25 protein-coding genes and 1 tRNA gene are annotated in these 24,953 nt (G+C 67.8%); 23 read left to right on the forward strand and 3 right to left on the reverse strand.

Features of this window, described 5'->3' with window-relative positions; translation table 11 throughout:
- The first annotated feature begins 151 nt into the window (after positions 1-151).
- The gene (locus tag D9V41_RS04900; RefSeq protein ID WP_121793429.1) at positions 152-1,171 is read left to right on the forward strand and encodes a UDP-N-acetylmuramate dehydrogenase; all 1,020 of its coding nucleotides are present in this window, start codon (positions 152-154) and stop codon (positions 1,169-1,171) included.
- Between the two features lie 15 nt (positions 1,172-1,186).
- On the opposite strand, the gene D9V41_RS04905 is transcribed toward D9V41_RS04900, so the two are convergent.
- The 3 genes from D9V41_RS04905 to D9V41_RS04915 are packed head-to-tail and all read right to left on the reverse strand — an operon-like array spanning position 1,187 to position 3,180.
- The gene (locus D9V41_RS04905) at positions 1,187-1,507 is read right to left on the reverse strand and encodes a DUF4190 domain-containing protein (protein ID WP_121793430.1); all 321 of its coding nucleotides are present in this window, start codon (positions 1,505-1,507) and stop codon (positions 1,187-1,189) included.
- Between the two features lie 33 nt (positions 1,508-1,540).
- Positions 1,541-2,137: a DUF4190 domain-containing protein gene (locus D9V41_RS04910; RefSeq protein WP_121793431.1), complete on the reverse strand. Its 597-nt coding sequence runs from the start codon at positions 2,135-2,137 to the stop codon at positions 1,541-1,543.
- Positions 2,134-3,180: an adenosine deaminase gene (locus D9V41_RS04915; RefSeq protein WP_121793722.1), complete on the reverse strand. Its 1,047-nt coding sequence runs from the start codon at positions 3,178-3,180 to the stop codon at positions 2,134-2,136. The genes D9V41_RS04910 and D9V41_RS04915 overlap by 4 nt, the downstream gene beginning before the upstream one ends.
- Positions 3,181-3,341: 161 nt before the next feature.
- On the opposite strand from D9V41_RS04915, the gene D9V41_RS04920 reads away from it, so the two are divergent.
- From D9V41_RS04920 to rpoB, 22 genes are all read left to right on the forward strand, one after another.
- A tRNA-Trp gene (locus D9V41_RS04920) sits at positions 3,342-3,414 on the forward strand.
- Positions 3,415-3,448: 34 nt separating this feature from the next.
- Positions 3,449-3,670, forward strand: a complete 222-nt coding sequence (gene secE / locus D9V41_RS04925; RefSeq protein ID WP_243697157.1) for a preprotein translocase subunit SecE — start codon at positions 3,449-3,451, stop codon at positions 3,668-3,670.
- A 13-nt stretch (positions 3,671-3,683) separates the two neighbouring features.
- Positions 3,684-4,436, forward strand: a complete 753-nt coding sequence (gene nusG / locus D9V41_RS04930) for a transcription termination/antitermination protein NusG (protein WP_424922785.1) — start codon at positions 3,684-3,686, stop codon at positions 4,434-4,436.
- A gap of 89 nt (positions 4,437-4,525) precedes the next feature.
- On the forward strand, positions 4,526-4,954 hold the full coding sequence (gene rplK, locus D9V41_RS04935; protein ID WP_121793434.1) for a 50S ribosomal protein L11: 429 nt from the start codon (positions 4,526-4,528) through the stop codon (positions 4,952-4,954).
- A gap of 120 nt (positions 4,955-5,074) precedes the next feature.
- Entirely contained in the window at positions 5,075-5,791 is a 717-nt protein-coding gene (rplA, locus tag D9V41_RS04940) for a 50S ribosomal protein L1 (protein WP_121793435.1), read from the forward strand.
- 83 nt (positions 5,792-5,874) lie between these two features.
- Positions 5,875-6,684, forward strand: coding sequence for an SCO4651 family lipoprotein (locus D9V41_RS04945; RefSeq protein WP_121793436.1), 810 nt, complete (start codon positions 5,875-5,877; stop codon positions 6,682-6,684).
- Between the two features lie 589 nt (positions 6,685-7,273).
- Entirely contained in the window at positions 7,274-7,804 is a 531-nt protein-coding gene (gene rplJ / locus D9V41_RS04950; RefSeq protein ID WP_121793437.1) for a 50S ribosomal protein L10, read from the forward strand.
- Between the two features lie 56 nt (positions 7,805-7,860).
- A complete protein-coding gene (gene rplL / locus D9V41_RS04955; protein ID WP_121793438.1) occupies positions 7,861-8,256 on the forward strand; it encodes a 50S ribosomal protein L7/L12 in 396 nt (131 codons plus the stop codon).
- A 366-nt stretch (positions 8,257-8,622) separates the two neighbouring features.
- Positions 8,623-9,579 (forward strand): ABC transporter ATP-binding protein, encoded by a 957-nt coding sequence (locus tag D9V41_RS04960; protein ID WP_121793439.1) that lies wholly within the window; start codon positions 8,623-8,625, stop codon positions 9,577-9,579.
- On the forward strand, positions 9,576-10,352 hold the full coding sequence (locus D9V41_RS04965; RefSeq protein ID WP_121793440.1) for an MlaE family ABC transporter permease: 777 nt from the start codon (positions 9,576-9,578) through the stop codon (positions 10,350-10,352). Before D9V41_RS04960 ends, D9V41_RS04965 begins: the two co-directional genes overlap by 4 nt.
- 38 nt (positions 10,353-10,390) lie before the next feature.
- Positions 10,391-11,185, forward strand: coding sequence for an MlaE family ABC transporter permease (locus D9V41_RS04970; protein WP_341770306.1), 795 nt, complete (start codon positions 10,391-10,393; stop codon positions 11,183-11,185).
- Between the two features lies 1 nt (position 11,186).
- The gene (locus D9V41_RS04975) at positions 11,187-12,575 is read left to right on the forward strand and encodes an MCE family protein (RefSeq protein WP_121793441.1); all 1,389 of its coding nucleotides are present in this window, start codon (positions 11,187-11,189) and stop codon (positions 12,573-12,575) included.
- Entirely contained in the window at positions 12,562-13,635 is a 1,074-nt protein-coding gene (locus D9V41_RS04980; protein ID WP_243697158.1) for an MCE family protein, read from the forward strand. Before D9V41_RS04975 ends, D9V41_RS04980 begins: the two co-directional genes overlap by 14 nt.
- Complete coding sequence (locus D9V41_RS04985) at positions 13,632-14,627, forward strand: MCE family protein (protein ID WP_121793442.1); 996 nt, start codon at positions 13,632-13,634, stop codon at positions 14,625-14,627. The genes D9V41_RS04980 and D9V41_RS04985 overlap by 4 nt, the downstream gene beginning before the upstream one ends.
- A complete protein-coding gene (locus D9V41_RS04990) occupies positions 14,627-15,811 on the forward strand; it encodes an MCE family protein (RefSeq protein WP_121793443.1) in 1,185 nt (394 codons plus the stop codon). The genes D9V41_RS04985 and D9V41_RS04990 overlap by 1 nt, the downstream gene beginning before the upstream one ends.
- On the forward strand, positions 15,808-17,220 hold the full coding sequence (locus D9V41_RS04995) for an MCE family protein (protein WP_166375923.1): 1,413 nt from the start codon (positions 15,808-15,810) through the stop codon (positions 17,218-17,220). The genes D9V41_RS04990 and D9V41_RS04995 overlap by 4 nt, the downstream gene beginning before the upstream one ends.
- Positions 17,217-18,419 (forward strand): MCE family protein, encoded by a 1,203-nt coding sequence (locus D9V41_RS05000; RefSeq protein WP_166375924.1) that lies wholly within the window; start codon positions 17,217-17,219, stop codon positions 18,417-18,419. The genes D9V41_RS04995 and D9V41_RS05000 overlap by 4 nt, the downstream gene beginning before the upstream one ends.
- Positions 18,389-18,982 (forward strand): hypothetical protein, encoded by a 594-nt coding sequence (locus D9V41_RS05005; RefSeq protein WP_133434115.1) that lies wholly within the window; start codon positions 18,389-18,391, stop codon positions 18,980-18,982. The genes D9V41_RS05000 and D9V41_RS05005 overlap by 31 nt, the downstream gene beginning before the upstream one ends.
- Positions 18,979-19,716 carry a hypothetical protein gene (locus D9V41_RS05010; protein ID WP_121793446.1) on the forward strand — a complete coding sequence of 246 codons (738 nt, stop codon included), beginning with the start codon at positions 18,979-18,981 and terminating at the stop codon, positions 19,714-19,716. Before D9V41_RS05005 ends, D9V41_RS05010 begins: the two co-directional genes overlap by 4 nt.
- An 87-nt stretch (positions 19,717-19,803) precedes the next feature.
- Positions 19,804-20,667 carry an SDR family NAD(P)-dependent oxidoreductase gene (locus D9V41_RS05015; RefSeq protein WP_121793726.1) on the forward strand — a complete coding sequence of 288 codons (864 nt, stop codon included), beginning with the start codon at positions 19,804-19,806 and terminating at the stop codon, positions 20,665-20,667.
- A complete protein-coding gene (locus tag D9V41_RS05020; RefSeq protein WP_121793447.1) occupies positions 20,664-21,206 on the forward strand; it encodes a carboxymuconolactone decarboxylase family protein in 543 nt (180 codons plus the stop codon). The genes D9V41_RS05015 and D9V41_RS05020 overlap by 4 nt, the downstream gene beginning before the upstream one ends.
- Before the next feature lie 214 nt (positions 21,207-21,420).
- On the forward strand, positions 21,421-24,897 hold the full coding sequence (gene rpoB, locus D9V41_RS05025; RefSeq protein ID WP_121793448.1) for a DNA-directed RNA polymerase subunit beta: 3,477 nt from the start codon (positions 21,421-21,423) through the stop codon (positions 24,895-24,897).
- Positions 24,898-24,953: the final 56 nt, after the last annotated feature.

Consider the following 24,953-nt stretch of genomic DNA (forward strand, 5'->3'; position numbering starts at 1 on the left):
CGACCCCCGGCCTAGGCCGGGGGTCGTTGGTTTACCCGCGTCAGAGGAGCGTCAGCGCGTCATCGGCGAGCCGGACATCCTGCAGCTCGCGCTTGGCCATCGGCGGATTCCCCACGGCCACTGGTGCACCGCCCCCTGCTAGCGTCGCGGTGTGGAGCTGGCGGAAGTGACGACCCTGCGACTCGGGGGTCCGGCGCGCACTGTGATCGAGGCGACCGATGAGCGCACCCTGATCGACGCGGTGCGGATCGCCGACGAAGCAGGCGATCCGGTGCTGATCGTGGGAGGCGGCAGCAATCTCGTCGTCGCCGACGAGGGGTTCGACGGCACCGTCGTCCTCGTCCGCACCGGCGGCATCAGCGTGAACGCGGATGCGTGCAGCGGCGCGACGGTCACCGTCGCCGCCGGCGAGGACTGGGACGCGTTCGTCGCGCGAGCCGTCGACGAGGAGTGGGTGGGCGTCGAGGCGCTCGCCGGCATCCCGGGGTCCACCGGAGCCACACCGATCCAGAACGTGGGAGCGTACGGCCAGGACGTCTCCCAGACGATCGTCTCGGTGCGGGTGTTCGACCGCTACGACCGGCGCATCCGCACCGTCATGCACGATGACTGCCGCTTCGGTTACCGCTCGAGTGCCTTCAAGGCCGAGCTCCAGCGCTATGTCGTCCTGTCGGTCACGTTCCAGTTCCGACTGGGCGATCTCAGTGCCCCCGTCGCCTACGCCGAACTGGCCCGGACGCTCGGCGTGGAGCTGGGCGAACGTGCACCCCTGGCGAGGGTCCGTGAGGCGGTCCTGGCGCTTCGTCGCGGTAAGGGCATGGTGCTCGACCCCGGCGACCACGACACCTGGAGTGCCGGTTCGTTCTTCACCAACCCGATCCTCCGACCCGAGCAAGCTGACGGGCTCCCCGCCGAGGCTCCGCGCTTCGAACAGCCCGACGGGCGGATCAAGACGAGCGCCGCGTGGCTGATCGATCACGCCGGTTACGGCAAGGGTTACGGCCCCGGCCCGGTCCGGCTCTCGACGAAGCATCCGCTCGCGCTCACCCACCGCGGCGGCGGCAGCACCGAGCAGTTGCTCGCGCTCGCCCGCGAAGTGCGCGACGGCGTCGAGCGGCGTTTCGGGGTGCGGCTCGTCAACGAGCCGGTGCTCGTCGGCGCCGAACTCTGACCCTGGCGAGCGCGATCAGTAACTGGACGCGCTGACGAGCAACCCGAGCACGCCGAAGGCGAGCAGCGCGACGAGGAGCAGCAAGCCGATCGCGAGGAACGCCGTCCCGACGATGCCGAGGATGCGTCCGGCGTTGGCTTCCGAACGGCCCCCGAACTGCTGCGGGTTGGCGTCGATCTCGCGCAGTGCCCGATTTCCCATGACCCAGGCGACCGGTGCCAGGACGCCGCACACGGCGAGACCGAGGATGCCCAGGATCAGGACCAGGGTGGCTTGAGGATGCTTGGGCGGCGGCTGCCAGCCGCCGCCCACGGGCGCGCTGGGATACGAGCTCATCGAAGCCCTTTCCGAAGGCGTGGCCTGGCGCGATCAGCGCAGCAGGGCTGCGGTGACCGAACGGATGTCGTCGTAGCTGCTGTAGTCCGAGTCGAAGGCGCCGGACAGGCCGAGGACGACGATGAACACGATGGCCAAGAGCACCAGCGCGAGCAGGACGGTGCCCACGATGCCGAGGATCTTGCCGGTCGACGCCTCGGACCGTCCTGAGTACTGCTGCGGATCAGCGTCGATCTCCTTGACCGCCTTGCCGCCGATGTACCACGCGAACGGCGCGGCGAGCAGTGGCAGGCCGCAGACGAAGCCGCCGACGAGGCCGACGATGCCCAGCACCATCGCGAGCGTCGCCTGCGGATGCTTGGGAGCGGGCTGCCATCCGCCGGGGGCGTACGGCTGTCCGTAACCCGGCTGCTGCGGGTACGGCTGTCCGTAACCCGGCTGTCCCGGTGCGCCGTAGCCGGGCTGCTGGCCGTACTGGCCGGGCCCGGGCTGCTGCTGGCCGTACTGCCCGTACGGCGGCTGTCCGCCCGGCGGGGGAGGCGGGTAGCTCCCGCTGCCGTGGTTCGGGTCCTGACCGGGCTGCTGCGGCTCCTGCGACGGGTCCTGCGACGGTGAGTTCTGGTCGCTCATGCCTTCATCCTGTCATGCGTCGGCTCCGTCGCGGTCGACAGCCACGCGTCGATGCCGCGCAATCCCGTGGCTTTGACGTCGTCGGGCGCGTGCGCGGCCCGCAGCGAACGCCGGGCGAGGTCGGCCAGCTCCGCGTCACTGAAGTCCTGTGCGGCCCGCAACAGCGCGTACTGGCCGGCGAGGCGAGTCCCGAACAGCAGCGGATCGTCCGCGCCGAGCGCCACGTCGAGCCCCGCCGCCATCAGCTCGCGCACGGGCACCTCCTCGAACGTCTGGTAGACGCCGAGCGCGATGTTGGAGGCCGGGCAGACTTCCAGCGCGACGCCCTGCTGCGCGAGCTCGTCGAGCAGTCGCCGGTCCTCGGCGGCGCGCACGCCATGGCCGAGGCGGTCGGGGTGGAGATGCGTCAGGCACTGACGCACGTGATCGGGCCCGCGCAACTCGCCGCCGTGGGGCACGAGTTGCAGCCCGGCGCGCTCGGCGATCGCGAACGCCGGGCCGAAACTCGCCGTATCGCCTCGACGCTCGTCGTTGGACAGCCCGAACCCGTGCACGCCTCGCCCGGCGTACTGCGCGGCGAGCCGGGCGAGCGTGCGTGCGTCGAGCGGGTGGCGGGTGCGATTGGCGGCGATGACCACGCTCATGCCCAGCCCCGTGGCGCGGGAGGCGTCGCGCACCGCATCGAGCACGAGATCGGTGAATGCGGTGATGCCGCCGAACGTCGCGGCGTAACCCGAGGGGTCCACCTGGATCTCGGTCCAGATCGAGCCGTCGGCGGCGTCATCCTCGGCGGCCTCGCGCACCAGCCGACGGACGTCGTCCTCGGTCCGCAGGACGGACCGGGCGGTGTCGTAGAGCCGCTGGAAGCGGAACCAGCCCTTCTCGTCGGCGGCGGTGAGCTGAGGCGGCCACTCCTCGACGAGGGCCGCGGGCAGGCGGATGCCGTCGCGTTCGGCCAATTCCAGCAGCGTGCTGTGCCGCATGGAACCGGTGAAGTGCAGATGAAGGTGCGCCTTGGGCAATGCGCTGATGAGGGGACGCATCGGGACCATCCTCGCACGGTTCCCGGGCCTGACATCCTGGGGTGGAAAGCGAGCCGGTTCGACTCGGTGGGGTCCGACCCCCTACACTGGCGTAAACCGGTGGATCCTCACGGTTTCGTCATGCCTGCACCCAGGGCGGACACGGCACCGCGGATCGACTGAGGGCAGTAGCTCAACTGGCAGAGCATCGGTCTCCAAAACCGAAGGTTGGGGGTTCAAGTCCCTCCTGCCCTGCAAGGAGTCAACGCACGACGAGAGAAGGAGCATCGTGAGCGATCGTCACGAACTGGTGGGCGCGCGCGGCAAGCGCACGTCGCCGCTCACGTTCTACCGCCAGGTCGTCGCCGAACTGCGCAAGGTGGTCTGGCCCACCCGCCCGCAGGTCGTCAACTACTTCTTCGTCGTGCTGACTTTCGTGCTCATCATGATGGCCATCATCTCCGGACTCGATTACGGATTCGGCCAGTTGATGTTCTGGATCTTCGGTTAAGGACTGCATCACTGTGACTCAGGGACACCCCGACGAGAACACGTCTGTCGACGAACAGGTCGCCGACGTGGCTTCGGACACCACCGCGGACGAGGCTCAGCCCGACGCGGTGGAGGTCGAGGACGCCGACGCCGACGCCGAGCCCGCTGGCGATCCGCTGGAGGAGTTCCGTGAGCGGCTGCGCAACCAGATCGGCGACTGGTACGTCATCCACACGTACTCGGGCATGGAGAACCGGGTCAAGCAGAACCTCGAGAACCGGATCACGTCGCTCAACGCCGAGGACTACATCCACGAGATCGTCGTGCCGACCGAGGAGGTCGCCGAGATCAAGAACGGCCAGCGCAAGCTCGTCAAGCGCACCGTGCTGCCCGGGTACGTCCTGGTCCGCATGGACCTCACCGACGAATCGTGGGGCGTCGTCCGTCACACCCCGTCGGTCACCGGCTTCGTCGGCAACGCCCACCAGCCGGTCCCTTTGAGCTTGGCCGAAGTCGAGCAGATGCTCGCCCCGGCCGTGGAGGCCGAAGCCGCCGCCCCGTCGGCGACCGAAGCCTCCGACACGCAGCAGGCGAAGGCCCCCAAGGTCGAGTTCAGCGACTTCTCGGTCGGCGACTCCGTCATGGTGGTCGACGGCCCCTTCGCGACGCTGCACGCCACCATCACGGAGATCAACGTCGACGCTCAGCGGGTCAAGGCCCTCGTCGAGATCTTCGGCCGCGAGACGCCGGTCGAGTTGAGCTTCACGCAGATCCAGAAGGTTTGACCGCGCACCGGTCAAAGGTCGAGTAGCCGCGGTTCAGGCGGCGCAGCGAGACCTCACCACAAGAAACACCCAGAACAAGGACCCCATCAATGCCTCCCAAGAAGAAAGTCGCAGCTGTCGTCAAGGTGCAGCTGCAGGCCGGCCAGGCCAACCCGGCGCCCCCGGTCGGCACCGCGCTCGGCCCGCACGGCGTCAACATCATGGAATTCTGCAAGGCGTACAACGCCGCCACGGAGTCCATGCGCGGCAACGTCATCCCCGTCGAGATCACGATCTATGAGGATCGTTCGTTCGACTTCATCACCAAGACGCCGCCCGCCGCCGAGCTCATCAAGAAGGCCGCCGGCCTGAGCAAGGGCTCGTCGGTGCCGCACCGCGACAAGGTCGGCACGATCTCGCGCGACCAGATCCGTGAGATCGCCCAGACCAAGCTCCCCGATCTCAACGCCAACGACATCGACGGCGCCATGAAGATCGTCGAGGGCACCGCACGCTCCATGGGCGTCACCACCGAGTAGCAGTTCCCCGGTGGTCGAGTAGCCGGAGGCCGTCCGCGGCCGAGGCGATCGAGACCACTCCATCCCTGTGGAAGGGTCAGCTGGACCCGCACCACACCTGGTCAGAAAGAGACACCAGTCATGCCACAGCACAGCAAGGCGTACCGCGCCGTCGCGGAGAAGATCGACCGCGACAAGCTCTACACCCCGCTCCAGGCGACCGAGCTCGTCAAGGAGTCGGGAAGCAAGAACTACGACTCCACGGTGGACGTCTCGGTCCGCCTCGGCGTCGACCCGCGCAAGGCCGATCAGATGGTCCGCGGCACCGTCAACCTCCCGCACGGCACCGGCAAGACCGCCAGGGTCCTGGTCTTCGCCACCGGCGCCAACGCCGACGCCGCCCGTGAGGCCGGAGCCGACTTCGTCGGCTCGGACGACCTGGTCGAGAAGGTCAGCGAGGGCTGGCTCGACTTCGACGCCGTCGTCGCGACCCCGGACATGATGGGCAAGGTCGGCCGGCTCGGCCGCGTCCTCGGTCCCCGCAACCTCATGCCCAACCCGAAGACCGGCACGGTGACGCCTGACGTCGCCAAGGCCGTCGGCGACATCAAGGGCGGCAAGATCGACTTCCGCGTCGATCGCCACGCCAACCTGCACTTCGTCATCGGCAAGGCGTCGTTCACCGCGGAGCAGCTCGCGGAGAACTACGGTGCGGCGATCGAGGAGATCATGCGCCTCAAGCCGTCGAGCTCGAAGGGTCGCTACCTCAAGAAGGTGACGATGTCGACGACGAACGGCCCGGGCGTCCCGGTCGATCCGACTCACCTGCGCAACTTCGCTGCGAGCGACGACGCCTGACGCGTTGGATGAACATCCGAAGGCCCCCACCGATCAGCGGTGGGGGCCTTCGCCATTGCGGAGGTGTCGGTAAGGTGCAGAGCATGAAGAAGTTCCTGGTGTCCTTGATGGCGGCCTTCGCCTTGCTGTTCGTGTCCGCGTGTGGCGGTTCCGATTCGTCCGAAGGCCAGTCCGGCTCGACGGAGAAGGTCGGCGAGGACAAGGGCACGGAGCTCACGAAGGACAACTTCGCCGACGAGATCATGAAGGCGCAGCTGGATGCCGGTACGGCTCACCTGGTGATGACGATGACCATGGGTGGTCAGGAGATCACCATGGACGGCGACATGTCCGTGGCAGAGAAGCCCGCTGACACCGCGATGTCGCTCACGATGGACGGCGAGGCGCTCGGCGCGGGCGATACCGATCTCGAGATGCGCCTGGTGGACCAGGTCATGTACATGAAGATGGGCCAGGCCACCGGCGACAAGTTCGCCCGGATCGATCTGACCGATGAGAGCAACCCGATGGGCGCGCAGTTCAGCGAGATGATGGAGCAGTCCAACCCGGCCACGCAGGTCGAGGCGATGGGCGAGTCCATCGAGTCCTTCGAGGACGGAGGCGACGGCGGCGAGATCGACGGCGTGTCGACCACCAAGTACCGCATCACCCTCAACGCGGCCAAGATGTACGAGGCGCAGGGCACCGACCCGAGCGCGATGGCGGGCCTCCCCGAGACCATCGAGTACGTCATGTACGTCGGTGACGATAACCTTCCGCGCCGCCTCGAGGCCGAAGTCATGGGCGCCACGGCCGTCAACGAGTGGACCAAGTGGGGCGAGGACGTCGACATCTCCGCCCCGTCCGACGACGAGATCACCGACCAGAACCCGTTCGCGGGCATGGGCGGCTGACCCTCCGCACCCACCGCATCGGCCGCAGCCGTGCCGTCCCGCCGTGGACGGCACGGCTGCCGTCGTCTACGGCGTTCACGATCGACCAAATCGGTGAGGTGCTCGCGTGGCGATGCCCTTCCCTTCAATGGTCGAGCACCCTCAATAGGTGGTCGAGTAGTGGCGAGCCCTGCGAGCCGCGTATCGAGACCACACCGTGCGCCATGTGGTCTCGATACGGCCTCCGCAGAACTCCGGCCTACTCGACCACCGAGGCGAGCTGTCCAGTTGGGGTGTGGTCTCGCTGCATCGCGGCTATGCCCCTCCTGCGATGGCTCCATGTCGGTCGCTGAGCGATCTCCTACTCGACCGCCGTTCACCCGATTTGGAACTTCACCGCCCGCCCCCTAGGATGGGATCTGCCGTAGACCGCCGGTGGTGACTCACCCGAGTCGCCCCAAGCGCCCGTCAGGGCGGCCCGCGCAGGCACGTACGTCCCGCCGGGACACTCGTTCGCGAGGTCTCGGTCCGCGTCCCGTGCATGCGCCGGGGCGCTTTTTTCATGTCGGGACCGGTCTTTGGCACTGACACCAGTGCTGGAAGGAGACCCATGGCACGCCCGGACAAGGCGGCAGCCGTTGCCGAGCTCGCGGAGAGCTTCCGCGACTCCAATGGCGCCGTTCTCACCGAGTACCGCGGCCTCTCGGTCAAGCAGCTGCAGGATCTGCGGCGTTCGCTTGGCGAGGCCGCGAGCTATGCCGTCGCCAAGAACACGCTGACCAAGATCGCTGCCAAGGACGCCGGTATCGAGTTCGAGGACTCGCTGCTCACCGGCCCGACCGCCATCGCCTTCATCAAGGGCGACCCGGTGGAGGCCGCCAAGGGTCTGCGTGACTTCGCGAAGGCGAACACCCCCCTCGTCATCAAGGGTGGCTTCCTCGACGGGAAGACGCTCAGCGCCGACGAGATCAACAAGCTGGCCGACCTCGAGTCGCGTGAGGTCCTCCTCGCGAAGCTCGCGGGCGGCATGAAGGCCAACCTCAGCAAGGCGGCAGCGCTCTTCCAGGCGCCGCTGTCGAAGACCGCGCGCACGGTCGCGGCTCTTCAGGACAAGACTCCGGCCGACACCACCGAGGGCTGAACCGCCCGATCCCCATCGGGACCCCCTCGGGGTCTCACAGCAGAAAGGACGCCATCATGGCGAAGCTCAGCACCGACGAACTGTTGGATGCCTTCAAGGAAATGACGCTCATCGAGCTCAGCGAGTTCGTGAAGCAGTTCGAGGAGACCTTCGACGTCACCGCCGCCGCTCCGGTGGCCGTGGCCGCCGCGGGTGCCCCCGCCGCTGCCGGCGGCGACGCCGGTGACGCCGCCGCCGAGCAGGACGAGTTCGACGTCGTCCTGGAGTCGGCCGGCGACAAGAAGATCCAGGTCATCAAGGAGGTGCGTGGCCTCACGAGCCTCGGCCTCAAGGAGGCCAAGGACCTCGTCGAGGGTGCGCCCAAGCCGGTCCTGGAGAAGGTCAACAAGGAGACCGCTGACAAGGCGAAGGAGGCCCTCGAGGCCGCCGGCGCCACCATCACGCTCAAGTGACCTCACGTCACTGACGTCTCCGCGAGGCGCCCGTCCCCACGTGGGGGCGGGCGCCTCGTGCTATGTCCGGAACTCGTTGAGTGTGACGTTCGGCAGGTGAAAGCCCCGATTTGGCCTGCTAAACGTCACACTCAGCGGGTACGGGGGTCGTTCGCGCCCGGACTGTGACGGGGCCCACGGCTGTCACTGTGAGTTACCTTGCGTTAGCCTGACCGACGGCCGACGTGTTACTCGCGAGTCATCTGCGGGTAACTGCCCGTGACCTTTCGGGCGGTTTCTCGTTGAAAGCTGTGTCGGGGGTCACAAGGGAGTACGTTCGTCGAGCCCCGACAGGGAGTTCGGGCCAGGCCAGAAGGAGGGGGTCTCGTGGGTGCCGAAGTGCAGGTCTCGCATCTGACGAAGAAGTTCGGCAAGCAGCTCATCTGGGGCGACGTGTCGCTCACGCTGCCGGCCGGGGAGATCTCGGTCATGCTCGGGCCCTCGGGCACCGGCAAGTCGGTCTTCCTCAAGACCCTGATCGGCCTCATCAAGCCCGACGAGGGCAGCGTCATCATCGAGGGCGTCGACATCGCGTCGTGCTCGGAGCGTCAGTTGTACGAGGTCCGCAAGCTGTTCGGGGTGCTGTTCCAGGACGGCGCGATGTTCGGCTCGATGACGCTCTATGACAACGTGGCCTTCCCGTTGCGCGAGCACACCAAGAAGAGCGAGTCGCAGATCCGTCAGATCGTCATGGAGAAGATGGAGCTGACCGGCCTCATCGGAGCCGAGGACAAGCTCCCGGGCGAGATCTCCGGCGGGATGCGCAAGCGCGCCGGCCTGGCCCGCGCGCTCGTGCTGGACCCGCAGATCCTGCTCATCGACGAGCCCGACTCCGGACTCGACCCGGTCCGCACGGCATACATCAACCAGCTGTTCATCGACCTCAACGCCGCCATCGACGCGACGTTCCTCATCGTCACCCACGACATCAACACCGCCCGGACCGTTCCGGACAACATCGGACTGCTGTATCACAAGCATCTGGCCATGTTCGGTCCGCGCGAGATGCTGCTGTCGAGCACCGAGCCGGTGGTCGCCCAGTTCCTCAACGCCCAGCGTGTCGGTCCGATCGGGATGAGCGAGGAGAAGGACGCGGACCAGCTCGCCGCCGAGGCCGGCTTCTCCATGCCGCCGCTGCCGCCCATCACCCGTCAGCTGGAGCCCAGCAACGGCATGCAGCGCCGGGCGCAGCGTCCCGCCGGGCAGTGGTGCCGCGAGAACGGCGTCGTGCCCCCGCCCGGCTCCTTCGAAGACGCCGTGACCGCTCCGGGAGCATCGACATGAGCCTGGGGGTCGTCGCGGCGCCGGCGCGTGTGGCGGGCGGGCTGTTCGCCTTCATGCTCGACGTTCTCGTCGCGACGTTCCGGTTCCCGTTCCAGATCCGCGAGTTCCTTCAGCAGGCCTGGTTCATCGTCACCGTGACGATCATCCCGACGATCTTCGTGGCCATTCCGTTCGGTGCGGTCATCGCGTTGCAGGTCGGCGGACTGATTCGACAGTTCGGCGCGCAGTCGTTCACCGGCTCCGCGGCCGTGCTCGCGGTCGTCCGCGAGGCCGGACCGATCGCCACCGCCCTGCTGATCGCCGGCGCCGCCGGGTCCGCCATCGCCGCCGACTTCGGCGCGCGCCGGATCCGCGAGGAACTCGACGCGATGATGGTGCTCGGAATCGACCCGATCCACCGCCTGGTCGTCCCGCGAGTCTGGGCGTGTGTGCTCGTGGCGGTCGCGCTCAACGGGCTCGTCACCATCGTCGGCGTCGCCGGCGGCTACTTCTTCAACGTCGTGCTCCAGGACGGCACGCCAGGGGCCTATATCGCGTCGTTCTCCGCGCTCGCCCAAGTGCCCGACCTCATCCAGGCGATGGTCAAGTCGATGATCTTCGGCTTCCTCGCCGCCGTGGTCGCCGCCTACAAGGGCATGAACGCCAAGGGTGGGCCCAAGGGCGTCGGTGACGCGGTGAACGAGTCCGTGGTCATCACGTTCACCCTGCTGTTCGTCGTCAACTTCGTCGTCTCGGCGGTGTACATGCAGCTCGTGCCGCCCAAGGGGATGTGATCGCGATGGCGCGCCTCTCCTCCCTCTACGAGCAGCCGATGAGCATGCTCGACCTGCTCGGTCGGCAGATGCTCTTCTACCTGCGGGTCATCATCTCGATCCCGCGGGCCATCGCCAACTACGGCAAGGAGATCATCCGGTTGCTCGCCGAGGTGACGCTCGGGTCCGGCTCGCTGGCCGTCATCGGCGGCACCGTCGGTGTCATCACCGCCATGACGTTCTTCACCGGCACCGAGGTCGGCATCCAATCGTTCGCCGCCCTCGATCAGCTCGGTACCGCTCCGTTGACCGGCTTCGTCTCGGCCTACTTCAACACCCGCGAGATCGCGCCGATCGTCGCCGGGATCGCCCTGGCGGCCACCGTCGGATGTGGTTTCACCGCTCAGCTCGGCGCCATGCGGATCAGCGAGGAGGTCGACGCGCTGGAGGTCATGGCCATCGCCTCGCTGCCGTACCTCGTCACCACCCGCGTGGTGGCCGGACTCATCGCGGTGGTGCCGCTGTACATCGTCGGGTTGCTGTCCTCGTACTTCGCGACCCGGCTCACGCTCACCCAGATCTTCGGTCAGAGCCAGGGCACGTACGACCACTACTTCATGACGTTCCTGCCGCCGGGCGACGTCCTGTGGTCCTTCGCCAAGGTGCTGATCTTCGCGGTCGTGGTGATTCTCATCCACTGCTATTACGGCTACTACGCCTCCGGCGGACCCGCCGGCGTCGGTGTGGCCGTCGGCCGTGCGGTGCGCACCTCGATCGTCGCCATCACCGCCGTCGACCTGCTGGCCTCGATGGCGATCTGGGGCACGAACGTCACGGTAAGGCTGGCTGGTTGACATGGCACGCATTCCTGTTCTCGAACGCACCCCGGTCATCCGCTTGCTCGGCATCGGGTTCATCGGCCTGGTCGTCTTCGCGGTCTGGGTGACCTACGCGTTCTTCACCAAGCAGTTCACCTCCTCGGTGCCCGTGACGCTGTACGCGAGTACCGCGGGAGCGAGCCTGCCGAGCAACGCCGACGTCAAACTGCGCGGCATGATCGTCGGTGAGGTCCGCGACATCCAGACCGAGGGCGACGGCGTCAAGCTGTCCTTGGCGCTCGATCCCGACTACGTCGATCGGATTCCCGAGGGCGTCACGGGCCAGATCGTGCCCAAGACGCTGTTCGGCGAGAAGTTCGTGTCGCTCGTACCGCCGGAGCAGCCGTCCGGGGAGACCTTGCGAGCCGGCTCGGTCATCACCCGCGCCGAGGTGCCGATCGAGGTCGAGGAGGTGCTCAACGACCTCTACCCCTTGCTCACCGCCGTCGAACCGCAAGATGTCGCCTACACGTTGTCGGCGGTCTCACAGGCCCTCGAGGGCCGTGGCGAGAAGCTCGGGGAGACGCTGGTGACGGCGCGCGACTACTTGCGGGAGTTGTCACCGGAGGTCCCGCAGCTCATCGACGACCTCACCGCGCTGGGCGAGGTCTCCGACGTGTACGCCGACGCGATGCCCGAGGTGGGCCGACTGCTGGAGAACGCCGTCTTCACCGGAAACACGGTCGTGGCCAAGGAGTCGCAGCTGCTGGCCTTCTATCAGGAGGGCACGGCCCTGTCCGGAACGCTGTCCGACTTCGTCGACGTGAACGGCGAGAACCTGCGCAAGGTCCCGGCACAGTCGCGACCCGTCCTGGAGGTCGTGGATCGTTACTCGGGCACGTTCCCCTGCTTCCTCGACGCGATGGCAGCGGCGGACCCGCTGTTGGACTCGGTCTTCCGCGACAACACGGTGCACATCAACCTCAAGCTCCTCCCGCTGGCCAACCAACCGACCGCGTACGGGCCGGACGAGAACGCCCGCGTGTCACAGCAGGTCCTCGACAGCGAGCCGGCCGCGCAGCCGACCTGCCTCGCGCTGGACGAGGTCGTCGCCGGCAATAATCCCTACCCGCACGAGAACCCGTTCTCCGTCGCGCCGGAGGTGTACGAACTGGTCGGCATCATGCGCTCGCACAACAAGTTCGGCGCGGACGAGGACTTCGAGCGCGTCGCGCCGGGAGCGTCGGCGCTGCAGGACGCCGTGCGTCCCAGCGTCACGACGGACACGCCCCAGCAGCGCTCGGCGATCAAGAATCTGCTGGCGGCGAGCACCGGCCAGGAGGCTGCGGCCATGCCGGATCTGGCGCCGCTGCTCGTGAGCCCGCTCCTGCGCGGATCGGAGGTGACGGTCAGTGAAGCTCGATAGGGCCTCGTGGTGGGCGGCTTCCAAGCTCGCCGTCTTCCTCGCGTTCACCGCGGCGACGACCTGGGTGCTCATGCTCACCCTCGGCGCCACCTTCTTCGACCAGCGCGACGAGTACACGGCGCTGTTCGAGGATGCGACGGGCGTCGCGAAGGGCGACGAGGTGCGGATCGCCGGCGTGCATGTGGGGAGCGTCAAGAGCGTCGAGGTCGTCGACACCGACAAGGCGCAGATCACCTTCGCGGTGGACGAGGACGTCCCGCTGACCGAGAACACGCATGTGACGATCAAGTTCCGCAACCTCGTGGGCCAGCGCTACATCGCGCTGACGCAAGGCGCCGACGGTGCCGGCGCGCCGCTGGAGCCCGGCGCCACGATCGACACGGACCGTACCAACGAGGCGCTCGACCTCAACGTCCTGCTGAACGGCTTCAAACCGGTCTTCCAGGCGCTCTCTCCCGAGGACACGAATCAGCTCGCGTACGAGATCGTCCGCACGTTCCAGGGCGAGAGCGGCAACGTGGAGACCCTGCTCGCGCGGACCGCCTCGCTGACCTCCACGCTCGCCGACCGCGACGAGCTGATCGGCGACGTCATCGTCAACCTCAGCACGACGCTCGACATGATCGGCAGCCGTGATCAGGAGCTCACCCGCACGATCGACACGCTGCAGCAGTTCGTCTCCGGGCTGGCCGAGGACCGCGACGCGATCCTCGACTCGATCGACTCCATCTCGGCACTCTCGGTCGAGACCGCCGATCTGCTCGAACAAGGCCGGCCCGCCCTGGCCGAGGACATCCGCCAGCTCAACGCGCTCACTGCCAACCTCAGCAAGGACGAGAACCTCACCAAGCTGTCGACGTCCATCCAGATCCTGCCGCACAAGGCCGAGGCGCTCGGCAACGCCGCGTCGTCGGGCAGCTACTTCAACTTCTACCTGTGCGAGCTCAAGGGTCAGCTGATCCTGCCGGCCATTCCGTTGCTGGGGATCACCGAGGAGATCCCGCTCAAGCTCGGCGGCGACGAGGGCCTCGGTGCCGGGGGAGCGAGGTGTGAATCATGAAGCCGTTCCGCGAACGCAACCACACGGTCATCGGGATCTTCAGCTTCGCCGTGATCGCCCTGCTGCTCCTTGCGGCGTTCCGCGCCGACCGGCTGCCGATCATCGGCGGCGGCGACACGTATGTCGCCGAGTTCGCCGAGGTCGGGTCGCTGTCCGACGACGCGGAGGTCCGGGTGGCCGGGGTCTCGGTCGGCAATGTCGACGGCATCGAACTCGACGGTGACAAGGTCAAGGTCTCGTTCACGCTCGACAAGGGCACGGAACTCGGCGACCAGACGAAGGCCGAGATCCGCATCCGCACGCTGCTCGGCGCGCAGTACCTCGCCCTCGTGCCCGACGGGGAACAGGAGCTGGAGAAGGGTGCCACGATCCCGGTGGAGCGCACCGTACCGCCGTACGACGTGGTCGAGGCGTTCTCCGACCTCAGCACCACCACCGATGAGCTCGACGTGGAGCAGATCTCCATGGCGCTCGGAACGCTCAACGACGTGGCCACGGCCGTGCCCGAGGAGTTCCAGGCGGCACTGCAGGGCGTCTCGGACCTTTCCCGCAATCTCGCAGCGCGCGACGAGCAGATCAACACGCTGCTGCAGAACATCAAGAAGGTCACGGGAGTGTTGAACGCCCGCGACGAGGAGCTCGTGACGTTGTTCGAGGACGCCAACACCCTGTTCTCGGCGGTGGCGGCGCGGCGCGATTCGATCCACCAGTTGCTCGTGGCCGCGACCGACCTCTCGACCGAGCTGTCCGCGCTCGTGGACGAGACCCGCGCCGATCTGCGCCCGGCTCTCGATCAGCTCGACGCGGTCACCGAGATGCTGCACCAGCACGAGGCGAGCCTGGATGAGGCGCTGCGCGTCCTGCCCGGGTTCTACAACGTGTACGCGAACGCTCTCGGCACGGGCCCCTGGTTCGACGTGTACCTCGGCAACATGCCGCCGAATCTCGGCATCGCCCATCAACTGCGCAACGCCCTGGGAGGTGCCAACTGATGCGTGAAGCACTCGCCATGCGCCTGGCCGGCGTCTCCAAGCTCGTCGTGGTGGTCGTGGTCCTCGCCCTCGTCGCCGCGGCGGCGATCGCCTGGATCGCGCGCGACACGGACAAGACCGTGACGGTCGAGTTCACCCGCACGACCGCGGTGTACGAAGGATCGGACGTCAAGGTCCTCGGCGTCGCGATCGGCAGGATCGAGAAGCTCGAGCCGAAGGGCGAGACGGTCACCGCCACGATCTCCTACGACGGCGACTACGACCTGCCGCGCGATGTCCAGGCCGCGGTGATCTCCCCGGCGATCGTCGGGGACCGGTACGTGCAGTTCGCCCCCGCGTACACGGGCGGCCCGGCGCTCGAGGACGGCGCCACGATCGGCGTCGAGCGCACGGCGGTGCCGGTCGAGCTGGACGAGGTGTACTCGTCTATCAACGACCTCGCGGTCGCGCTCGGTCCCGAGGGCGCGAACGAGGACGGCTCGTTGAGCAGCCTCGTCGACAGCCTCGCCGGTCAGCTGGACGGTCAGGGAGCGCAGGTCAACGAGACGATCCGCAACTTCAGCAAGCTGTCGACGACCCTCGACGCCAACTCCGAGGAACTCTTCGGCAGCGTGCGCGAGGTGGAGGAGTTCGTGGAGGTGCTCAATCGCAACGACGCCACCGTCCGCGCGTTCAACGACAGCACCGCCGAGGTGTCGCGCGTATTGGAGGCCGAGCGCGACGACCTCGCCGCCACGCTCGAGGCGCTGAGCGTCGCGCTCACCGATGTGAACACGCTGGTCACCGAGAACCGCGACGTCCTGCGGACCAACGTCGACAAGATCACCTCGCTGTCGGAGGTGCTGCGCAAGCGTCAAGGCGAGTTCGAGGAGCTGTTGATCAATGCGCCCACCGTGTTGTCGAACGTCGCGCTGACCTACAACGGCCAGTACGGCACGCTCGACAACCGGGCCGGCTTCGAGGAGCTGTTGCTCGGCGGATTCAAGGACCCGGCCGGCCTGCTGTGCAACCTGCTCGACGAGAGCGAGTCCGACAACGGTCTGTGCAAGACGCTGACCGACCTGCTCGCTGCCGGCTCGCCGGACGCCGCCCCGCGCACCGCTCCGGGAGCCGTGACGAGCCCGGCTCCGACCACCGACCGGCGGGCCGGCTCGCTGGCCGAGTTGATGGAGGTGCCCCAGTGAACCGCCTCGTCACCACGACCACGGTGGCCGCCGCCGGCGCGGCGCTGCTCGCGGGGTGCAGCTTCTCGCCCTACGACCTCCCGCTCCCCGGGGGAGCCGACGTGGGCTCTGACCCGTACGAGGTCACGGTCGAGTTCCGCGACGTGCTCGATCTCGTGCCGCACAGCGCCGTCCGCGTCAACGACGTCGCCGTCGGCCGAGTCACCGATGTCGAGCTCGACGGCTGGAACGCTCGGGTCACTCTGCTGATCCACGACGACGTGGAACTCCCCGACAACGCCGAGGCCACGATTCGCCAGACGAACCTGCTCGGCGAGAAGTTCGTGTCGCTGGCCGCACCGGCAGAGGGCGGGAGCGGTCAGCTGGGCGACGGCGACGTGATCGGCCTCGACCGGTCCGGCCGCAATCCCGAGGTCGAGGAAGTCCTCTCGGCCGCCTCGCTGTTGTTCAACGGCGGCGCGCTGGAGAAGACCAACACGATCGTGAAGGAGCTCAACCTCGCGCTGGGTGACAAGGACGCCGAGGTCCGCGATCTCATCGCCGTCACCACCGATTTCATCGGACAACTCGATGCGAACTCCGACCAGATCCTGACCGCGCTCGAGAAGGTCGACCGGCTCGCGCGCGAGACGAACGCGCAGCGCGACGCCATCACCGGGGCGCTCGACGAGCTTCCCGAGGCGCTCGAGGTGCTGGAGAGCCAGCGCGCGGACATCGTGGGTCTGCTGCAGGCGCTCGATCGGCTCGGGGACACCGCGACCCACGTGATCCGCGACTCCAAGGCCGACACGGTGGCGTCGTTGCAGCACCTCGAACCGATCCTCGCCAACCTCGTCGAGGCGGGCGACAGCGTCGCTCAGGCCTCGGAGCTGCTGTTGACGTTCCCGTTCAGCGATCAGTTCGTGGGTGGCACGGTCGAGGGTGCCGCCGGACGGTGCAGCAATCAGAACCGCGCTGCCAACACCGGCGTGTGCACGGGCGACTACGGCAACCTCTCGATGAAGTTGGAGATCAGCGCCGCGCAGCTGCAGCAGCTGTTCGAGGGCTTCGGTCTCGACACGCTCCCTGAGCTGGCCAACCTCGCCCCGGAGACGCCGCTGACCGGCAACGAGACGTCCGAGAAGCTGCTCGGCCTCGTCGAGGGGCTCCTGCCTCCCGGCGGAGAGAACGCGTTGCCTGGCGACGAGCTGGTGCCCGAGCCGGGCGGGGAACCCGGGCCGGGCGAGCAGCCGCGGCTGCCGAGGCCCTCGCCCACCCCCACGCAGCAGGCCGAGGAGAAGTCGGGCGGGCTGCGTGAGTGGCTCAACCCGTTCTGCTGGTTCGGTTCGTGCCGGACGGCGCCAGCGTCGGCGGCCGCAGCCGACAGCGACCTCGACTCCCTCTTCACCGAGGTGGTGACCGCGCCGTGATCACTCGCCTGACCAAGATCCAGCTGTTGATCTTCGCCATCGTGACCCTCGTCGGCGGCACCATCGTCGGTGGTCGATATGCCCAGATCGACCGGCTCGTCTTCGACCGGACCTACGAGGTGCGTGCGCAGCTGAGCGCGTCGGGAGGCATCTTCGAGGGCGCCGAGGTGACGTACCGCGGCATCAAGATCGGACGCGTGGACGAGGTCGACTTCACTGACGACGGGGTCGACATCGTGCTGGCGATCGAGAACGACGCGCCCGACATCCCGCGTGACGCCCAGGCCGTCGTGGCGAACAAGTCCGCGATCGGCGAGCAGTACGTGGACCTGCGGCCGCAAAGCGACGGCGAGCCGTATCTGCGGGCCGGTGACGTCATCACCCGGCGGCACACCGAAGTCCCGATCGAGACGACGACGCTCCTCATCAACACCAACGAACTCGTCGCGTCGATCGACACCGGGAGTCTCAGCACGGTCGTGTCCGAGATGGGGCAGGCCTTCGAGGGCACGGGTCGCGACCTCGAGACGATCCTCGACACATCGACGTCGTTCATCGAGGAGGCGCACGTCAACATCGACGTCACACGGGACCTGATCCGCAAGTCCGGAACGGTGCTGCAGACGCAGGTCGACAAGCGCAGCGAGATCGCGACCTTCGCGGAGAATCTCGCCCTGTTCAGCGACACGCTGCGCGAAGCCGACCCGGACCTGCGCGCCGTCGTCGACAACGGTGCTCCCACGGCGCAGACCCTCGACGAGGTCGTGAACGAGAACGCCGAGGACCTCACGGCACTGCTCGACAACCTCGCGGTGGCCGGCGAGCCGCTGCTCGAGGGCAAGATCGGCCTGCAGTCGATCCTCATCCTGTATCCCTATCTGCTCCAAGGCACCTTCTCCGTCGTCTCGCCGAGCGACGAGGAGGGCGAGTACGACGCCAACTTCGGGCTCGTGCTCACGCCGACACCGCACACCTGCAGCTACTACGAGCACGGCCCCGGCTCTGGCTATCGTGATCGGCGCAACCCGGCTGACGTCGAGCGTCGCGAGTTCGACACGACGATCGACTGCCGATTGCCCGAGAACGACATCGCCCGGCAGGCGGCCAAGACGGAGTACGCTCCCCGCACGGAGGTGCCTGCGGCGACGGAGGAAGGGAAGGACTGGGGATGGATGCTGCTCGACGTGGCGGCACAGTGACGGAGGCGGAGCATCGACAGCGATGGACCCTCTGGGCGACGGTCGTGGGCGTCGTGCTGGCCGTGGTCGGAGCCGTGCTCATCGCATCCGGCGACCGCATCGCCGGTGCGAGTGAACCCGCGGAGGCGCAGCAGGTCGTCCGCGTGAGTAACGACTTCGCCGTCGCTTACAACACCTACGACGTCGCCGACGTCGAGGACTACAAGAGCCGGCTCGAGGGTCTGCTGACCGACGAGTACCGCGAGCAGGCGTTCAGCGTCATCGACGCCATCTTCGGTGCGCTCGAGGAGAAGCAGCAGAGCAGTGGGGACGCCGAGGTCCTCTCCACGGCCGTCGCCACCCTGGACGAGGACTCGGCCCAGACGCTGGTCGCCGTCGACGCGACGATCCGCAACACCGACACCGAGGATGCCGGGGTCCAGCGTCACTTCCGCTGGAAGCTGAATCTGGTCAAGGACGGCGACGACTGGAAGGTCGAGAACTTCGAGAGCGTGGCCTCGGTGGAGGCCAGCGCCGTGCCGCAGGGTGGCGCCGGCGCCACCGACGAGGGAGGTCCGGAGTGAGCCAGAAGGATCAGCGCAAGCCGCGCCGCCGCCGGATCGCGGGGGAGTCGGTACCGCGCGTGCAGGAGAGCAGCGCCGAGCAGCGCCCCGCTCCGCCACGACCTCGTCCGGTGGCCCGCCCCGCGCGACCCCTGCGCCGGCCCGTCGTGGACCCGAAGACGCAAGCTGCCGCGCCGGACTCGTCCGCGGCCGCCCCCGCCGCCGCGGACGAGAGCACGCGGCTCCGGCGCCCGGCGAACCTGCCGTCGTGGCGCGTCCTGGTGGCAGTGCTCGCGCTGGCCGCGGGCGTGGCGCTGAGCGGTTGGGGACTGTGGGAACTGCGCGGTGGGGGAGAGCAGGGGCTCGAGGCGGCGAACCGGCAGGCCTCTCGCGCCGCCGGCGAGGCCGCCGAGACGATCTTCACCTTCAGCCACGACGCGCTCGACGAGCACGAGGAGAACGCGAAGGCGCTCATGACGCCGGACTTCCAGTCCGAGTTCGACAAGGTGGCGCCGGGGCTGCGCGACATCGCCCCGCAACGCGAGTTCGAGGTACAGGCCCAGGTGCAGGACGCCGGCGCGGTGCCGTGCGGTGACGACTGTTCGCTCGATCGCGTCCAGGTGCTGGTGTTCGTCGACCAGGTGCGGCTCATCGCCGGCGCCGAGGAGGAACCCGCCGTACTCGGCAATCGCGTCGTCATGACGATGGAGCGTTCGCAGGGCACGTGGCTCGTCGACGAGATTCGCGCGCTGTAAGGGGAGCGGTTCACCGCATTCGGCTGCCAGCGCGCATCGGTGCTGTTAGCGTGACGAGATCACCGCTGCAACCGCGTGGGAGGCACGATGCCGAGGAGACCTGCTGAGGACCTCGCGGGTCGGCGCGTCCTCATCACCGGCGCCGCGCGCGGCATCGGCGCCGCTCTCGCGACCCGACTCGCTCGCCGCGGCGCGGAGCTGGCGTTGACCGGGCTGGAGCCCGAACTCCTGGAGCAGGTGGCGGACACGGTCGGCGCGGCCATGTGGCAACGATGCGAGATCGCGCACGCTGACGAGGTGTCGGCCTCCGTCGACGACGCGGCCCGGGCGCTGGGCGGGCTGGACATCGTCGTCGCGAACGCGGGCGTGGCCGGTCAGCTGCCGCTCGTCGGCGGCGACCCGCGCATCATGGAGCGCACGATTCAGGTGAATCTGCTCGGCACGTATTACACCCTGCGCGCCGCCGGCCCCCACATCGCTCACGAACGTGGCTACGCGCTGGCGATCTCCTCAGCCGCGGCGGCGGTCCATCTGCCGCTGCTCGGCGCGTATTCGGCATCGAAGGCCGGCGTCGAGGCGCTGGGGAACACGCTGCGCAGCGAACTGCGACACACGGGGGCGCGGGTCGGGGTCGCCTACTTCGCCGAGCTGGACACCGACATGACCTCGCGGGGGTTCTCGACGCGAGCGGCGGCAGCACTCGGCGCGCAGGGCTCGTTGTCGGGTGCATCGCCGCTGGAGCCGGCGATCGACCGGGTGGAGCGGGGCATTGCACGCCGCTCGCGCCGGATCGTGGCTCCGGCCTGGGTGGGAGCGGTGCTCCCGCTGCGCGCGCTCGTCCAACCGGTGATGGAGACCTATGCCCGGCGCACCTTGCCCGAGGCGCTGCGTATCGCCCGCGAGGAGAACGCGGGGCTGACCACGGACCAACCGACCTCGACGAGCCGATGACGCCGCGCATCGCACCGGGCCGCCGCCGGCAGCTCGGTCTCCTGAACTGGGGGATCGCGCGCCTGCTCTCGCGCGTCGCGGGAGTCCAGGATGCCCACGTGTTCAGCACCCTCGGCCGCGCGCGAGGCCTCTTTCGCGGATGGCTGCATCAGTCGGCAACCATGATGCCGTTCGGCCGGCTCGAGCGGTTCGAGACCGAGCTGGTCATCCTTCGCGTTGCGGCGCTGCGCGAGTCCGCCTACGAGCTCGACCACCACCGCCGGCTGGGCCGGCGCGCCGGGATCACCGACCGGCAGCTCGAGCTGATCGGCAGCGATCCGCGCTCGTCGCAGTGGGCGCCACGGCATCGTGCGCTGCTCGCGGGCACCGAGGAACTCGTCACCACCAAGGACCTGAGCGACGCCACCTGGGCCGAGCTGGCGTCCTACTACACCGAACGCGAACTCATCGAGTTCGTCATGCTCGTGGGTCACTACGACGCGCTTGCGACGACGCTACGGGCGCTACGCATCGAGCGGGACCGCCCCCGCAAGCGCTGACACGCCCGGCGGCGACGAGGAAAAAGACCGATAGTTGCCGAAATCTCATCGGTTGTCAAGACGCGGCTTGTCATGGGCGTGGCGTTCGGGTTAGACTGATTCTTCGCGCGCCCTTTGTCATGCCCTCCGGTGGATCCCTTCGGCACGGCTCTGTGCGCCAACCATACCGAACTGAATGAGTCATTCGCCTGCGAGTCTTTCGGAAGGACTTCTCTTGGCCGCCTCGCGTAACGCCCGCACCACCCAGCACGTCTCGGCTCCCCGCCGCATCTCCTTCGCCAAAATCTCCTCGCCACTCGAGGTTCCCGAACTGCTCGCTCTCCAAACCGACAGCTTCGACTGGCTGATCGGCAGCGATCGCTGGAAGGAGAGCGTCGAGGCCGCGCTCGCCGCCGGCCGCGACGACGTCTCCACCAAGTCGGGTCTGGAGGAGATCTTCGAGGAGATCTCCCCGATCGAGGACTTCTCCGAGACGATGAGCCTCTCGTTCCGCGACCACCGCTTCGAGCCGCCCAAGTACTCGGTCGAGGACTGCAAGGACCGCGACGTCACGTACGCCGCCCCGCTGTTCGTCACCGCCGAGTTCATGAACAACGACACCGGCGAGATCAAGAGCCAGACGGTCTTCATGGGCGAGTTCCCGCTCATGACCGACAAGGGCACCTTCATCATCAACGGCACCGAGCGTGTCGTCGTCAGCCAGCTCGTGCGTTCGCCGGGCGTGTACTTCGAGCGCACCGCCGACAAGACGTCCGACAAGGACATCTTCACGGCCAAGGTCATCCCGAGCCGTGGCGCCTGGCTGGAGTTCGAGATCGACAAGCGCGACACCGTCGGCGTGCGCCTGGACCGCAAGCGCAAGCAGAGCGTCACGGTCCTGCTCAAGGCCCTCGGCATGAGCGAGGCGCAGATCCTCGAGGAGTTCGGCGAGTACGAGTCGATCCGGCTCACCCTGGAGAAGGACAACGTCGCCGGTCAGGACGACGCCCTGCTCGACATCTACCGCAAGCTGCGTCCGGGCGAGCCGCCGAGCAAGGAGGCCGCGCAGACGCTGTTGGAGAACTACTACTTCAACCCCAAGCGCTACGACACCGCCAAGGTCGGTCGCCACAAGATCAACAAGAAGATCGGTACCGCCGAGGCGTTCGATCAGCAGACGCTGACGATCGACGACATCGTCGCGACGATCAAGTACATCGTGGCGCTGCACGACGGGCGCACCGAGATCGAGGCGCCCGCGGGCACCACGATCGTCGAGGCCGATGACATCGACCACTTCGGCAACCGGCGCATCCGCACCGTGGGCGAGCTGATCCAGAACCAGCTCCGCACGGGTCTGGCCCGCATGGAGCGTGTCGTGCGCGAGCGCATGACGACGCAGGACGTCGAGGCGATCACGCCGCAGACGCTGATCAACATCCGGCCGGTCGTGGCGGCGCTGAAGGAGTTCTTCGGCACCAGCCAGCTGTCGCAGTTCATGGACCAGAACAACCCGCTCGCGGGCCTGACGCACAAGCGGCGTCTGAACGCCCTCGGCCCCGGTGGTCTGTCCCGTGAGCGCGCCGGTTACGAGGTCCGTGACGTCCACCCGTCGCACTACGGCCGCATGTGCCCCATCGAGACGCCGGAAGGCCCGAACATCGGCCTGATCGGCTCGCTCGCGTCGTTCGGCCGCATCAACGCGTTCGGATTCATCGAGTCGCCGTACCGCAAGGTCGAGAACGGTGTCGTCACCGACCAGATCGACTACCTGGTCGCCACCGACGAGGACCGCTACATCATCGCGCAGGCGAACTCGCCGCTCACCGATGACGGCGCCTTCGCCGAGGACATGGTGCTCGTCCGCCAGCGCGGCGGCGAGGCCGAGCTGCGTCCCGCGGTCGAGGTCGACTACATGGACGTCTCGCCGCGCCAGATGGTGTCGGTCGCGACGGCGCTCATCCCGTTCCTCGAGCACGACGACGCCAACCGCGCCTTGATGGGCGCGAACATGCAGCGTCAGGCCGTGCCGCTGATCCGCAACGACGCCCCGCTCGTCGGCACCGGTATGGAGTTCCGTGCCGCCGTCGACGCCGGCGACGTCACCGTGGCCAAGAAGGCCGGTGTGGTCAAGGAGGTCTCGGCCGACGCGGTCGAGATCATGGAGGACGAGGGAACGTACACCACGTACCGCCTCGCCAAGTTCCGCCGCTCCAACCAGGGCACGTGCACCAACCAGCGCCCGCTGGTCCGCGAGGGGCAGCGCGTCGAGGTCGGCACGCCGCTGGCCGACGGCCCCTGCACCGACGAGGGCGAGATGGCGCTCGGCACCAACCTGCTGGTCGCCTTCATGCCCTGGCAGGGCCACAACTACGAGGACGCCATCATCCTCAGCCAGCGTGTGGTCCAGGACGACCTGCTGACCTCGATCCACATCGAGGAGCACGAGGTCGACGCGCGTGACACCAAGCTGGGCCCGGAGGAGATCACCCGCGACATCCCGAACGTCAGCGAGGAGATGATCGCCAACCTCGACGAGCGCGGCATCATCCGCATCGGCGCCGAGGTCGGCAACGGTGACATCCTCGTCGGCAAGGTCACGCCGAAGGGCGAGACGGAGCTGACCCCCGAGGAGCGCCTCCTGCGCGCGATCTTCGGCGAGAAGGCCCGTGAGGTCCGTGACACCTCGCTCAAGGTGCCGCACGGCGAGTCCGGCACGGTCATCGGCGTCCGCGTGTTCGACGCGGCCGAGGGCGATGAGCTCAGCCCGGGCGTCAACCAGCTCGTGCGGGTCTACGTGGCGCAGAAGCGCAAGATCAGCCACGGTGACAAGCTCGCCGGCCGTCACGGCAACAAGGGCGTCATCGCCAAGATCCTGCCCGTCGAGGACATGCCGTTCCTCGAGGACGGCACGCCGGTCGACATCGTGCTCAACCCGCTGGGTGTGCCCGGCCGCATGAACGTCGGTCAGGTGCTGGAGACCCACTTGGGCTGGCTGGCCAAGGCCGGCTGGAAGGTCGCCGACGAGGTCAAGGACGAGTGGGCAGAGCGACTGCGCAAGATCGACGCCGCCGAGGCGCCGGCCGACAGCCGGGTCGCGACGCCGGTCTTCGACGGCGCCCGTGAGGACGAGCTGCAGGGTCTGCTGAACTCGACGTTGCCGAACCGCGACGGTGAGCGCATGGTCGGTCCCGACGGCAAGGCGCGGTTGTTCGACGGCCGCAGCGGCGAGCCGTTCCCGGACCCGATCAGCGTCGGCTACATGTACATGCTCAAGCTGCACCACCTGGTCGACGACAAGATCCACGCGCGGTCGACCGGCCCGTACTCGATGATCACCCAGCAGCCGCTCGGCGGTAAGGCCCAGTTCGGTGGCCAGCGCTTCGGTGAGATGGAGGTCTGGGCGCTCGAGGCGTACGGTGCGGCCTACGCGCTGCAGGAGCTGTTGACCATCAAGTCCGACGACATTCTCGGACGCGTCAAGGTCTACGAGGCCATCGTCAAGGGCGAGAACGTGCCGGAGCCGGGTATCCCGGAGTCCTTCAAGGTGCTCGTCAAGGAGATGCAGTCGCTGTGTCTCAACGTCGAGGTGCTCTCCGCCGACGGCACTGCCGTGGAGATGCGCGACGCGGAGGAGGACGTCTTCCGCGCTGCCGAGGAGCTCGGCATCGACCTCTCCCGCCGTGAGCCCTCCTCCGTGGAGGAGGTCTGAGCCACGGCTCGGACCCCTCTTCGCACCACAGAATTTCGAAAGGGAAAGAAGACAAC

The organism is Aeromicrobium phragmitis (genome assembly GCF_003674095.1).
Taxonomy (GTDB): domain Bacteria; phylum Actinomycetota; class Actinomycetes; order Propionibacteriales; family Nocardioidaceae; genus Aeromicrobium; species Aeromicrobium phragmitis.

Bases quoted from the DNA above. Each gene is read 5' to 3' on its own strand.
- D9V41_RS04905 (WP_121793430.1), bottom strand. From the start codon at position 1,507: ATGAGCTCGTATCCCAGCGCGCCCGTGGGCGGCGGCTGGCAGCCGCCG.
- D9V41_RS04910 (WP_121793431.1), bottom strand. From the start codon at position 2,137: ATGAGCGACCAGAACTCACCGTCGCAGGACCCGTCGCAGGAGCCGCAG.
- D9V41_RS04915 (WP_121793722.1), bottom strand. From the start codon at position 3,180: ATGCGTCCCCTCATCAGCGCATTGCCCAAGGCGCACCTTCATCTGCAC.
- rplK (WP_121793434.1), top strand. From the start codon at position 4,526: ATGCCTCCCAAGAAGAAAGTCGCAGCTGTCGTCAAGGTGCAGCTGCAG.
- rplA (WP_121793435.1), top strand. From the start codon at position 5,075: ATGCCACAGCACAGCAAGGCGTACCGCGCCGTCGCGGAGAAGATCGAC.
- D9V41_RS04945 (WP_121793436.1), top strand. From the start codon at position 5,875: ATGAAGAAGTTCCTGGTGTCCTTGATGGCGGCCTTCGCCTTGCTGTTC.
- rplJ (WP_121793437.1), top strand. From the start codon at position 7,274: ATGGCACGCCCGGACAAGGCGGCAGCCGTTGCCGAGCTCGCGGAGAGC.
- rplL (WP_121793438.1), top strand. From the start codon at position 7,861: ATGGCGAAGCTCAGCACCGACGAACTGTTGGATGCCTTCAAGGAAATG.
- D9V41_RS04965 (WP_121793440.1), top strand. From the start codon at position 9,576: ATGAGCCTGGGGGTCGTCGCGGCGCCGGCGCGTGTGGCGGGCGGGCTG.
- D9V41_RS04970 (WP_341770306.1), top strand. From the start codon at position 10,391: ATGAGCATGCTCGACCTGCTCGGTCGGCAGATGCTCTTCTACCTGCGG.
- D9V41_RS04975 (WP_121793441.1), top strand. From the start codon at position 11,187: ATGGCACGCATTCCTGTTCTCGAACGCACCCCGGTCATCCGCTTGCTC.
- D9V41_RS04985 (WP_121793442.1), top strand. From the start codon at position 13,632: ATGAAGCCGTTCCGCGAACGCAACCACACGGTCATCGGGATCTTCAGC.
- D9V41_RS04990 (WP_121793443.1), top strand. From the start codon at position 14,627: ATGCGTGAAGCACTCGCCATGCGCCTGGCCGGCGTCTCCAAGCTCGTC.
- D9V41_RS05005 (WP_133434115.1), top strand. From the start codon at position 18,389: ATGGATGCTGCTCGACGTGGCGGCACAGTGACGGAGGCGGAGCATCGA.
- D9V41_RS05015 (WP_121793726.1), top strand. From the start codon at position 19,804: ATGCCGAGGAGACCTGCTGAGGACCTCGCGGGTCGGCGCGTCCTCATC.
- D9V41_RS05020 (WP_121793447.1), top strand. From the start codon at position 20,664: ATGACGCCGCGCATCGCACCGGGCCGCCGCCGGCAGCTCGGTCTCCTG.